Source organism: Catellatospora sp. NPDC049609, from assembly GCF_040675365.1.
Classification (GTDB): Bacteria; Actinomycetota; Actinomycetes; order Mycobacteriales; family Micromonosporaceae; genus Catellatospora.
Window position 1 is genome coordinate 1 of the sequence record NZ_JBFAOU010000065.1, and the last position, 12,083, is coordinate 12,083.

Annotated in this window: 8 protein-coding genes; 7 read left to right on the forward strand and 1 reads right to left on the reverse strand. The window is 71.8% G+C overall.

Annotated elements, in window-relative coordinates:
- Positions 1-119: 119 nt before the first annotated feature.
- Entirely contained in the window at positions 120-1,964 is a 1,845-nt protein-coding gene (gene ilvD / locus AB0J67_RS19570; protein WP_363484382.1) for a dihydroxy-acid dehydratase, read from the reverse strand.
- Positions 1,965-2,098: 134 nt separating this feature from the next.
- On the opposite strand from ilvD, the gene AB0J67_RS19575 reads away from it, so the two are divergent.
- From AB0J67_RS19575 to AB0J67_RS19605, 7 genes are all read left to right on the forward strand, one after another.
- Positions 2,099-4,477: an EAL domain-containing protein gene (locus AB0J67_RS19575; RefSeq protein ID WP_363484385.1), complete on the forward strand. Its 2,379-nt coding sequence runs from the start codon at positions 2,099-2,101 to the stop codon at positions 4,475-4,477.
- A gap of 185 nt (positions 4,478-4,662) precedes the next feature.
- Positions 4,663-6,483, forward strand: coding sequence for an acetolactate synthase large subunit (locus AB0J67_RS19580; RefSeq protein WP_363484388.1), 1,821 nt, complete (start codon positions 4,663-4,665; stop codon positions 6,481-6,483).
- A 2-nt stretch (positions 6,484-6,485) separates the two neighbouring features.
- Entirely contained in the window at positions 6,486-7,004 is a 519-nt protein-coding gene (ilvN, locus tag AB0J67_RS19585) for an acetolactate synthase small subunit (RefSeq protein WP_144120461.1), read from the forward strand.
- Between the two features lie 272 nt (positions 7,005-7,276).
- A complete protein-coding gene (gene ilvC / locus AB0J67_RS19590; protein WP_363484392.1) occupies positions 7,277-8,287 on the forward strand; it encodes a ketol-acid reductoisomerase in 1,011 nt (336 codons plus the stop codon).
- Positions 8,288-8,671: 384 nt separating this feature from the next.
- The gene (gene serA, locus AB0J67_RS19595; RefSeq protein ID WP_363484395.1) at positions 8,672-10,273 is read left to right on the forward strand and encodes a phosphoglycerate dehydrogenase; all 1,602 of its coding nucleotides are present in this window, start codon (positions 8,672-8,674) and stop codon (positions 10,271-10,273) included.
- A 220-nt stretch (positions 10,274-10,493) separates the two neighbouring features.
- Positions 10,494-11,435, forward strand: coding sequence for a hypothetical protein (locus AB0J67_RS19600; RefSeq protein WP_363484398.1), 942 nt, complete (start codon positions 10,494-10,496; stop codon positions 11,433-11,435).
- Positions 11,428-11,976 (forward strand): GNAT family N-acetyltransferase, encoded by a 549-nt coding sequence (locus AB0J67_RS19605; RefSeq protein WP_363484401.1) that lies wholly within the window; start codon positions 11,428-11,430, stop codon positions 11,974-11,976. Before AB0J67_RS19600 ends, AB0J67_RS19605 begins: the two co-directional genes overlap by 8 nt.
- Positions 11,977-12,083 lie beyond the last annotated feature (107 nt).

A 12,083-nucleotide genomic window follows, 5' to 3' on the forward strand; every position in this document is an offset into this window, starting at 1 on the left:
TCGACGCGCCGGTCTACCCGACCGCGCCGGATCTTGAGCGAGGCGGCGAGGTCGCCGGCGCCGACCGGCGTGAGGGAGCCCTCCCGCGGGGGCGGTGCCTGCGCGGGGGCTCGGGAGTCCTAGGGGACGCGACGGTACGCGCCGTCACTGGCGCTGGTGGCCATCGAGGCGTACGCCCGCAGTGCCGCGCTCACCGGCCGCTGCCGGTCGACGGGGCTGTACGGTTTCTCCCTCTTGTCCTGAAGGATACGCCGCTCGGCCAGCACCCCCTCCGGCACCTCAAGCACCAGCGAGCGTGCCGGGATGTCGATGGCGATGGTGTCGCCGTTCTCGACCAGCGCGATCAGGCCGCCGCCCGCCGCCTCGGGGGAGATGTGCCCGATGGACAGGCCGCTGGTGCCGCCGGAGAAGCGCCCGTCGGTGATCAGTGCGCAGGCCTTGCCCAGGCCCCGGCCCTTGAGGAACGAGGTCGGGTAGAGCATCTCCTGCATGCCGGGGCCGCCGCGGGGGCCCTCGTACCGGATGACGACCACGTCGCCGGCGACGATCTCGCCGCCCAGGATCGCGGTGACCGCGTCGTCCTGCGACTCGAACACCTTGGCCGGGCCGGTGAAGCGCAGGTTGTCCTCGGACACGCCCGCTGTCTTCACGACCGCGCCGTCCGGGGCCAGGTTGCCGAAGAGGATGGCCAGGCCGCCGTCGGCGGAGTACGCGTGCGCCCGGTCGCGGATGCAGCCGTTGGCCGCGTCGGTGTCCAGGGTGGACCACACGTTCTCGGTGCTGAACGGCTGCGTGGTGCGCACCCCGCCCGGCGCGGCGTGGAACAGCCGCTCCGCCTCGGGCAGCGTGGCGCCGCTGCGGATGTCCCAGTCGGACAGCCAGCTCGCCAGGTCGGGCGCGTGCACCGCGTGCACGCCGGTGTGCAGCAGCCCGGCGCGGTTGAGCTCGCCCAGCAGGGCCGGGATGCCACCGGCCCGGTGCACGTCCTCCATGTGGTACTGCTGGCTGTTCGGGGCGACCTTGGCCAGGCACGGCACGCGCCGGGAGACGGCGTCGATGTCGGCGACGCCGAAGTCCAGCTCCGCCTCGCGGGCCGCCGCGAGCAGGTGCAGCACCGTGTTGGTGGAGCCGCCCATGGCCACGTCGAGCGCGACGGCGTTCTCGAACGCCTCGCGGGTGGCGATGGCGCGCGGCAGCACGGAGGCGTCGTCGCCGTCGTAGTAGCGCTTGCACAGGTCGACGATCAGCTCGCCGGCCTTCTCGAACAGCGCCTTGCGGGCGGCGTGGGTGGCCAGCGTGGAGCCGTTGCCGGGCAGGGCCAGGCCGATCGCCTCGGTGAGGCAGTTCATCGAGTTCGCGGTGAACATGCCGGAGCAGGAGCCGCAGGTCGGGCAGGCGGAGCGCTCGATCTGGCCGAGCTGCTCGTCGCTGACCGCGTCGTTGGAGGCGGCGATCATCGCGTCGATCAGGTCCAGCTTGGTGTGCACCACGCCCTCGACGGCGACGGTCTTGCCGGCCTCCATCGGGCCTCCGGAGACGAAGACCGTGGGGATGTTCAGGCGCAGCGCCGCCAGCAGCATGCCGGGCGTGATCTTGTCGCAATTGGAGATGCAGACCAGCGCGTCGGCGCAGTGCGCGTTCACCATGTACTCCACCGCGTCGGCGATCAGCTCGCGGCTGGGCAGCGAGTAGAGCATGCCGCCGTGGCCCATGGCGATGCCGTCGTCGACGGCGATGGTGTTGAACTCGCGGCCCACCCCGCCGGCGGCGGCGATCGAGTCCGCGACGAGGCCGCCGAGGTCCTTGAGGTGTACGTGCCCCGGCACGAACTGGGTGAAGCTGTTCGCGATGGCGACGATCGGCTTGCCGAAGTCGTCGTCGGTCATTCCGGTGGCGCGCCACAGCGCGCGGGCGCCGGCCATCGTGCGACCGTGAGTGGAGGTGCGGGAACGCAGCTCGGGCATGTCGTAAGTGTGTCACTCGAACGGGAGCGCGCCCAGCTCAGCACCCTTGTGTCCACAGGCCGGGACGAGGGGCGGGTGGGAATGTCGCACACGGTGTCTCGCTTTGTGCTCTGCGCTGCGGCAGAGTGGTTGACGTGGACCTCCCCCCGGGGCTCGCGACAGCCGTACTGGCGAGCGTGTTGACCGCTGTGCCCGCGGTCTGGGCACTGGCGACGAATCGGTTGGTCGACCAGCACGGCCTGGTCGTCCGCGCGAACCGGCTCTGCGCCGGTGCGCTGATGGTGTACGCCCTCGCCGCCCCGATCGCCTGGCTGCACACGGCCGGGTGGCAGGACGGCTGGGACACCCTGACGAGCAGCCGCATCGTGCTCGGCGGGCTGTTCGGGCTGCCCGCGTCCATCGCGGCCCTGCTGCTGGTGGCGGCGCTGCTGGAGATCACCGATCAGGTGGTGGGCGACGGCGCCCGGCTGCGCCTGATGCTCGAGTCGCTCATGGTGGCCTCGGGCGTGTTCATCGTGGCGTGGACGTTCGTGCTGGCACCGGACAAGCCCGGCCACCACTCGCTGCCCGGAGCCTGCGTGCCGGTGCTGGTCGCGGCGGTGCTGTGCTGCGTGGTGCTGGGGTTGAGCACGGTGCTGGTGGTGCGCGCGCAGCCGCGCCGCGGTCCGCTGCTGCGGCACTGCGTGGGCGCGGGGCTGCTCGCGCTCGGCATGACCGGGGTGGCCGGCGGTGCGTGTTACGGCTCGGGCCTGGTGGTGCTGGTGGGCGCGGTGACCATCCCGGCCGGCGCCGGGCTGTGGTTCATCGGGCCGCCGCCGGCGGCGCGGGTCAGCGACGCCGAGTCCGTGTCGCCCAGCTCTGGCCTGGCCACCGGCCTGTTCCCGGTGCTGGCCATCTCGATCGTGGCGGTGGACGGCTACTCGCAGAGCACCGGCATCATGCTGGAGACCGCGCTGGTCGGCATCCTCAACGGCTTCTTCATGGTCGGCCGGCAGTACCTGGCCATCGTGGACGTGCGCAAGGCCAACAACCGGCTGGCCGAGAGCGAGTCGCACTTCCGCGAGCTGGCCCACACGGACCCGCTCACCGGCCTGGCCAACCGGCGCGGCCTGCTGCGCACCATGTACCTCGACGCCGCGGGCGGGCCGCCGTGCGTGCTGCTCACGCTCGACCTGGACGGCTTCAAGAACGTCAACGACATGCGCGGGCACGACGTGGGCGACGCGGTGCTGATCGAGGTCGGGCAGCGGCTGCGGCTCAACCTGCGCCCCGGCGACCTGGCCGCGCGCCTGGGCGGCGACGAGTTCGCCGTGCTCATGTGGAGCCGCCAGGCCGAGGCGGCCAAGGTCGCCCAGCGGCTGCTCGCGGTGCTCTCCCGGCCGTACCAGCACGGTGCGGCGGACATCTTCCTGTCGGCCAGCATCGGCCTGGCCGGGTGCGGCGCCGACGACGACATCCCCACCCTGCTCCGCAACGCCGACCTGGCCCTGCGCGCGGCCAAGCAGCGCGGCAAGAACCGGGTCGAGCTCTACGACGAGGTGTACGACAGGCAGCTGCGCCGCCGCACCCAGATCGAGCACGAGCTGCGCGGGGCGATCGAGCGCGACGAGCTGTCGCTGGCGTACCAGCCGGTGGTGGCCCTGCCCTCGACCCGGCCGGTCGGCGCGGAGGCCCTGATCCGCTGGCACCATCCGGAGCTGGGACAGGTCGGCCCGCTGGAGTTCATCCCGATCGCCGAGGAGACCGGCCAGATCGAGGTGCTGGGCGCGTGGGTGCTGGACCAGGCCTGCCGCCAGCTGTCGCGCTGGGTGCAGAAGGGCTACGACGTCTGGGTGTCGGTGAACATCTCGCCCCGCGAGCTGCACTCCACCAAGTACGTGACCGGCGTCAAGGAGGTGCTGCGCCGCCACCGGGTGCCGGCGCAGCGGCTGGTGCTGGAGGTGACCGAGCACGCCGTCGCCACCGACCTCGACGAGTTCCAGCGCACCCTGGCCGCGCTGCGCGCACTCGGCGTACGCATCGCGCTCGACGACTTTGGCGCGGGCTACTCCTCGCTGCGCCAGCTGCGCAACACCCCCGTCGACATCCTCAAGATCGACCGGGACCTGGTCATCGACGGGCCGACCGATCACGGCCCCGGCGCGCCCATGGTCGACGTCGTGGTGCGGCTCGGGCAGCGGCTCGGGCTGCAGGTCATTGCCGAGGGCATGAGCGAGCAGCAGCACCGCCGCCTGGTCGAGGCGACGGGCTGCCCGTTCGGGCAGGGCCAGCTGTTCGGCATGGGCGTGCCGGCCGAGCACCTGGAGGCGCGGCTGGCCGCGTCCGCCTCGGGCGTGCCCAAGGCGCTGCCCGCCGCGCCGGTCCGCCCGGTGGCCAACGGCTCGCCGCTGACGGCGCCGCACGGCAAGCTCGCGCAGCCGCTCAGCGGGCTCTCGCCGGCCCGTGTCAGCGAGGCCACCGGCAGCACCGTGGGACGTCACGACACGGTCGTCCCAACATCCGGGAGCAGTTGACTCAGCCGCTGAGATGAGACAAGCTAAGCCCATGTCGACCTCTCGGCCGTCTGCCCGAGTACTTACCTGAGCGCACTCTCACCCTGACGAGAGTGCGCTAGCCCCCGTGCGAACACTGCACGAGGGCTTTTTTGTTGGGATCGGCAGCCGACGCGAGACCTTCCAGATGCCAAAGGTGATCTGAAATGACCAGACCCAGCCCGGAGACACTGGCCCAGCGGGCCGCGGCGCAACGGTCCGCGCCCCCCGCCGCCACCAGCGCACAGACCGCCCCGGTCTCCGTGACCGGCGCGCAGAGCCTCGTCCGGTCACTGGAGGCGCTCGGGGTAGAGGTCGTCTTCGGCATCCCCGGCGGCGCCATCCTGCCCGCGTACGACCCGCTGTTCGACTCGAAGGTGCGCCACATCCTGGTCCGGCACGAGCAGGGCGGCGGCCACGCGGCCACCGGGTACGCCCAGGCCACCGGCAAGGTCGGCGTCTGCATGGCGACCTCCGGGCCGGGCGCGACCAACCTGGTCACCCCGATCGCGGACGCGTACATGGACTCGGTGCCGCTGGTGGCGATCACGGGCCAGGTGGCCCGGCCGGCCATCGGCACGGACGCCTTCCAGGAGGCCGACATCCAGGGCATCACGCTGCCGATCACCAAGCACAACTTCCTGGTGCAGTCCGGCGACGACCTGCCCCGGGTGCTGGCCGAGGCGTTCCACCTGGCGGCCACCGGCCGCCCCGGCCCGGTGCTGGTCGACATCCCGAAGGACGTGCTGCAGGCGCAGACCACGTTCAGCTGGCCGCCGACGCTCGACCTGCCCGGCTACCGCCCGACCCTGCACCCGCACGGCAAGCAGATCCGCGAGGCCTCGCGCCTGATCATGGCGGCGAAGCGGCCGGTGCTGTACGTCGGCGGCGGCGTGCTCAAGGCGCAGGCCACCGAGGTGCTGCGCGAGCTGGCCGAGCTGACCGGGATCCCGGTGATCACCACCCTGATGGCCCGCGGCGCGTTCCCCGACTCGCACCACCAGCACGTCGGCATGCCAGGCATGCACGGCTCGGTGTCGGCGGTGTACGCACTCCAGCGCAGCGACCTGCTGATCACGCTGGGCGCGCGGTTCGACGACCGGGTCACCGGCAAGCTGGACAGCTTCGCCCCCGACGCCCAGGTCATCCACGCCGACATCGACCCGGCCGAGATCGGCAAGAACCGCCACGCCGACGTGCCGATCGTGGGCGACGTCAAGCACGTGATCGAGGAGCTGATCACGGCGCTGCGGGGCGAGACCCACCCGCCGCGCGAGGAGTGGTGGAACGCGCTCAACGATCTGCGCAACCGCTACCCGCTGGGCTGGGAGGAGCCGGAGGACGGCACGCTGGCCCCGCAGTACGTGATCAAGCGGCTGGGCGAGATCGCCGGCCCCGACGCCGTCTACGTGGCGGGCGTCGGCCAGCACCAGATGTGGGCCAGCCAGTTCATCTCGTACGAGAAGCCCGCGACCTGGCTCAACTCCGGCGGCCTGGGCACCATGGGCTACGCGGTCCCGGCCGCGATGGGCGCCAAGGTGGCCCGGCCTGACGCGGTGGTCTGGGCGATCGACGGCGACGGCTGCTTCCAGATGACCAACCAGGAGCTGGCCACCTGCGCGCTGGAGGGCATCCCGATCAAGGTGGCCGTCATCAACAACGGCAACCTCGGCATGGTCCGGCAGTGGCAGACGCTGTTCTACGACTCGCGCTACTCCAACACGGACCTGGGCACCCACAAGCACCGCATCCCGGACTTCGTGAAGCTCGCCGAGGCGCTGGGCTGCATCGGCATGCGCTGCGAGTCGGCCGAGGACGTCGACAAGACGATCGAGGCCGCGATGGCGATCAACGACGCGCCCGTGGTCATCGACTTCGTGGTGGGCAAGGACGCGATGGTGTGGCCGATGGTGGCCGCCGGCACCAGCAACGACGAGATCATGTTCGCCCGGGGCGTGCGCCCCACGTTCGACGAGGACGACATCTAATCATGAGTAAGCACACGCTTTCCGTGCTCGTCGAGAACAAACCCGGCGTGCTGGCCCGGGTCGCGGGGCTGTTCTCGCGGCGCGGATTCAACATCGACTCGCTGGCGGTGGGGGAGACCGAGCACCCGGAGGTCTCCCGCATCACGGTCGTCGTCAACGCCGACGAGCAGCCGCTGGAGCAGGTCACCAAGCAGCTCAACAAGCTGGTGAACGTGCTCAAGATCGTGGAGCTGGAGCCGTCCACCGCGGTGCAGCGCGAGCTGCTGCTGGTCAAGGTGCGGGCGGACCGGCCGGTGCGCTCGCAGGTGCTGGAGACCGTCGAGCTGTTCCGGGCCAAGGTCGTCGACGTGGCCCCGGACGCGCTGACCATCGAGGCCACGGGCACCGCGGAGAAGCTCGACGCCCTGCTGCGCGACCTGGAGCCGTACGGCATCAAGGAGATGGTCCAGTCGGGTCTGGTCGCGATCGGCCGCGGCTCCCGCAGCATCACCGCCAACCCCGCGCTGCGCCTCGCAGCCTGACCCACCCGCCCGGCGGCGGGCCTGCGGGCCCGCCCCTGCCGCCGCAACTCTTAAGGAGTCGCGCCGACACCGGCCTTCCTTTGCCGCGACTCATTAAGAGTTGCGGCGAAGGGAGGGGCGAGGCCGCGACTCGTTAAGAGTTGCGGCAGGGGGACGGCCGGGCGGGCCAGAGACGATCAACTGGTGGGACGTGGCGTGGCCGCGTGCACCGACCGCCGGGGCACAGGGCGAAGATGCCCTGGCCCGGCGTGTGACCTTGAGAGGGAACGAGAATGGTTGAGATCTTCTACGACGACGACGCGGACCTGTCGATCATCCAGGGCCGCAAGGTCGCGGTGATCGGGTACGGCAGCCAGGGCCACGCCCACGCGCTGTCGCTGCGCGACTCGGGCGTCGACGTGCGCGTCGGCCTCAAGGAGGGCTCGAAGAGCCGCGCCAAGGCCGAGGAGCAGGGCCTGCGCGTGGTCACGCCGGCCGAGGCGGCGGCCGAGGCCGACGTCATCATGATCCTGGCGCCGGACACCGCGCAGCGCTTCATCTACGCCGAGTCCATCGCGCCCAACCTGACCTCCGGCAAGGCGCTGTTCTTCGGCCACGGCTTCAACATCCGGTACGGCCTGATCACCCCGCCTGCCGACGTGGACGTCGCCATGGTCGCCCCGAAGGGCCCCGGCCACCTGGTGCGCCGCCAGTACGTCGACGGCAAGGGCGTGCCGTGCCTCATCGCCATCGAGCAGGACCCCACCGGCGGCGCGCAGGCGCTGGCGCTGTCGTACGCCAAGGCGATCGGCGGCAGCCGGGCCGGCGTCATCAAGACCACCTTCAAGGAGGAGACCGAGACCGACCTGTTCGGTGAGCAGGCGGTCCTCTGCGGCGGTGCGTCGGCGCTGGTCCAGGCCGGCTTCGAGGTGCTGACCGAGGCGGGCTACGCGCCCGAGGTGGCGTACTTCGAGTGCCTGCACGAGCTGAAGCTGATCGTGGACCTGATGTACGAGGGCGGCATCGCCCGCATGCGCTACAGCGTCTCCGACACCGCCGAGTACGGCGACGTCACCCGCGGCCCGCGCGTCATCGACGGCCGGGTCAAGGAGGAGATGAAGCGCATCCTCGGCGAGATCCAGAACGGCGAGTTCGCCCGCGAGTGGGTCGCCGAGGACGACAACGGCCGCCCGAACTTCACCAAGCTGCAGGAGCAGGGCGCGGTTCACCCGATCGAGGAGACCGGCGCGAAGCTGCGGGCGATGATGAGCTGGGTCGACCGGCCGATCACCGAGACCGCCTGATCTTTCCTCTCCCATTCGTCCGGCCGCCGGTGGGGAGTCCGCGGTGGTCCGCCGTTCAGGCGGGCCGCCGGGACGAGCCACTGGCGGAGCCGAAACAAACGGCGGCCGGGCCTTCCGGGCCGTGCCCAGGCGATCCCTGGGTGCGGCCCGGTTTATTTGTTTTGCCCTGTTCGTCAGGCCGGGCCCGCCGAGGCCGCGCCCGGGCGTGGTTGACCGGTTAACGAGCCAGGTCGAAACGGACTGAGCAGCACGAACGTGAGTACCGTCACGGCGGTCGTTCGGCGTGCGAAGCACGGGCGAACCCGTAGCATCGCGGGGGTAGGGCCCGAAGCGCAGTGCGGCGGTCCGGGCTGAAGTCATCCAACTCTCTCCGTGAGGCAAGCTGTGACTCCCGTCGTTCTCATTGCCGAAGAACTCGCACCCGCCGCGCTCGACGTGCTGGCGCACGACTTCGACGTCAGGCACGTCGACGGCACGGACCGGGCGGCGCTGCTTGCCGCGCTGGCCGATGCCGACGCCGTGATCGTCCGTAGCGCCACCCAGATCGACGCCGAGGCCATCGCCGCCGCGCCGCGCCTGAAGGTGGTCGCCCGCGCCGGGGTCGGCCTCGACAACGTCGAGGTGCCCGCCGCCACCGCCCGTGGCGTCATGGTCGTGAACGCGCCGACCTCCAACATCGTCTCGGCCGCCGAGCAGGCCATCGCGCTGCTGCTGGCCGTCGCCCGCAACACCGCCTCGGCGTCGAGCGCGCTGAAGAACGGCGAGTGGAAGCGCTCGAAGTACACCGGTGTCGAGCTGCAGGGCAAGACCGTCGGCGTGGTCGGCCTCGGCCGCATCGGCGTGCTGTTCGCGCAGCGCATCGCCGCGTTCGGCACCCGCCTGATCGCGTACGACCCCTACGTGCAGCCGGCCCGCGCCGCGCAGCTCGGGGTCCGCCTGGTCGGGCTGGAGGAGCTGCTGCGCGAGAGCGACTTCATCTCGATCCACCTGCCCAAGACGCCGGAGACCGTGGGCCTCATCGGCGCCAAGGAGCTCCAGCTGGTCAAGCCCGACGTGCGGATCATCAACGCCGCCCGCGGTGGCCTGATCGACGAGGAGGCGCTGGCCGACGCGCTCGCCGAGGGCCGGGTCGCCGGCGCCGGCATCGACGTGTACCTCAAGGAGCCGTGCACCACCTCGCCGCTGTTCCAGTTCGACAACGTGGTGGCCACCCCGCACCTGGGCGCGTCGACCCACGAGGCGCAGGACAAGGCCGGTCTCGCGGTCGCCAAGAGCGTCAAGCTGGCACTGCAGGGCGAGTTCGTGCCGGACGCGGTGAACGTCCAGGCCGGCGGTGTGGTCGCCGAGGAGGTCCGCCCGCTGCTGCCGCTGGCGGAGAAGCTGGGCAAGGTCTTCACCGCCGTCGCGGGCGGCGTCGCCGCCGGCGTCACCGTCGAGGTGCGCGGCGAGATCGTCAACCAGCACGACGTGTCGGTGCTCAAGCTCGCCGCGAGCAAGGGCCTGTTCAGCCCGATCGTCGAGGAGCAGGTCACCTACGTCAACGCGCCGCTGATCGCGGCCGACCGCGGCGTCGAGATCGACCTGACCACCAACCCCGAGGTCAACGAGCACAAGAACCTGGTGACGGTACGCGGCGCGCTGCCCGACGGGCGTACCGTCTCGGTCGCCGGCGCGGTGGTCACCCACGGCCTGCGCGAGCAGCTCAAGCTCACCGAGCTCGACGGCTTCGACCTGGAGCTGGACGCCGAGGGCAACCTGCTGTTCTTCCGCTACCAGGACCGGCCCGGCGTGGTCGGCGCGGTCGGCACCGTGCTCGGCGCGGTCGGCGTGAACATCGCCGCGATGCAGGTGGCCCGGCGCGAGGCCGGCGGCGAGGCGCTGATGACGCTGACCGTCGACTCGCCGGTCCCGGCGGACCTGCTCCAGCGCGCCGCCGAGAACATCGGCGCGGTCTCGGTCAGCGCCGTCGACCTCACCGATGAGTGATTGGACGCTTGCGTAGCGTATTGATTGCTGGGTAACCTGCAAGGGTGTCCACTGCGGACACGCCCGTTACGCGGGTACGGACGGGTCTTCGGGTGACCTCTCCGCCTCACGCGTAGCGAGCGGCCAGGCTAGCAACGGTCGGCCCGGTGAGCTGTTTGCCGCAGCTCCCCGGGCCGACTGCTTTCTGCGCCCTGCGCCGCGGTTGCCCGGATGCCGGAAGATGACCGGCATGTGGCTGCGCCGGCTGTTCCCGCCCAAACCCGTGCGCGTGGCGGCGCGGGCCGCCCGCGCCGATCGACCCGACGGCGACCCGGCCGTGCGCGACGCGCTGCAGCTGCGGGCGCAACTGCTCCGGTACGCCGCCGGGACCGCCGGGTACGGCGTGTTCACCGCGCTCGCGCTGCGTGCCCTCGTGCCCGCCTGGCGCGAGGCGGTGGCGCTGCCGATGATCGCGCTACTGCTCGGCCACTACCGGCTCGCCCGGCCGCGCGACCGGGCGATGCACCAGGCGGTCGCGCAGTGGCCGGCCCTCGCGGCCCAGGCTGAGGCGCCGCCGGTCCCGGTCCGGCTGCGCCCGCCCGCTCCGTGGCATCCGGCCACCTTGGCCGGCCTGGCCGGTCTCCCGGTGCTGCTGGCCGCCGAACTGCGCGACCCGGGGCTGCTCCTGCCGGACTGGCCGTCCTCCGCCGGGTTCCTCGCCACCGTGGCGCAGGTGGCCGTCGTGCTCTGTGCCGGGCTGGTGCTGGTGCTCCATGCCGCGCTGCTGCTGTGGCTGGTCGACACGGTCCACACCGCGTGGCGGCGGGGGCGCCGCCCGGTGTACCTGGAACTCGACGCGGCCGGTGTCCGGCTGCCGACCCGCGGCCTCGAATTCAGCTGGGCGCAGGTCACCGAGGTCGCCGTCTGGCCGCGGGCCGCGCCGACCGGCCTGGCGCTGCGGGTCCGCCACCCGGTGGTGGCACGGCGCGGCGAGTGGCGGTCGATCGGGGACCGGATCATGAGCCGTGCCCACCGCCCGGACGGTTGGGTCGCGGTCGGCGTCGTCGACGTACGCGAGCCGCTCCTGCCCGCATACCGGGCCGCGCTGGCCTTTCACGCAGCTCACGGTGAGGCCGATGCGGCGGCGCGGCGCGGGTCCGTGACAGCATTCGGGCATGAGTGAGTCGTCCCAGACGGAGATCGTCATCGCGCCGGTCGGCTTCGAGCACCTGCGCCAGGTCCTGGACCTCGGCTACCGGGTCTTCGACACGACCGTGAAGCCGTACACCTCGTGGTCGCTGACCGCGGTCGCGGAGCACCTGGACAGCGGGGACAGCGCCTGCTGGGTGGCGCTGGACGGGGTGAAGGTGGTGGGGTTCGTGCTCGGCTCGCAGACGTTCGAGCTGCGCGACGACTGGGGCTACCTGGAGTGGATCGCGGTGGACCCGTCCTACCAGGGCCGGGGCATCGCCGGGCGGCTGGTGAACGCGTGCTGCGAGGCGCTGTTCGCGGGCGGGGCGAGCCGCGTGGTCACCGACGTCGAGGCGACCAACAACGCCTCGGCCACCCTCATGTCGCGCAACGGGTTCGCCCCCGCGGTGACGGTCACCCTGTTCGTCCGCAGCAGCCAGCCCGACGCCGATCCCGGCCGCGCCGTACGCGGCGTCTCCAAGCGCCCGCTGATCCGCAGCGGCCGCCTCCTCGGCGATCACCGCACCCCCTGACCGGAGCGGTGCGGTGGGTGTGGGTCTCCGGGATCGGTGGTTTCGGTCAGCAGCCCGCGGTCTGGCCCCTGAGCTGGACCGGGGACGGCGATCACCGTCCCGGCCGC

What these genes read in the sequence shown, in the direction of transcription:
- ilvD (WP_363484382.1), bottom strand. Translation starts at nt 1,964, where the DNA reads ATGCCCGAGCTGCGTTCCCGCACCTCCACTCACGGTCGCACGATGGCC.
- AB0J67_RS19580 (WP_363484388.1), top strand. Translation starts at nt 4,663, where the DNA reads ATGACCAGACCCAGCCCGGAGACACTGGCCCAGCGGGCCGCGGCGCAA.
- ilvN (WP_144120461.1), top strand. Translation starts at nt 6,486, where the DNA reads ATGAGTAAGCACACGCTTTCCGTGCTCGTCGAGAACAAACCCGGCGTG.
- ilvC (WP_363484392.1), top strand. Translation starts at nt 7,277, where the DNA reads ATGGTTGAGATCTTCTACGACGACGACGCGGACCTGTCGATCATCCAG.
- AB0J67_RS19600 (WP_363484398.1), top strand. Translation starts at nt 10,494, where the DNA reads ATGACCGGCATGTGGCTGCGCCGGCTGTTCCCGCCCAAACCCGTGCGC.
- AB0J67_RS19605 (WP_363484401.1), top strand. Translation starts at nt 11,428, where the DNA reads ATGAGTGAGTCGTCCCAGACGGAGATCGTCATCGCGCCGGTCGGCTTC.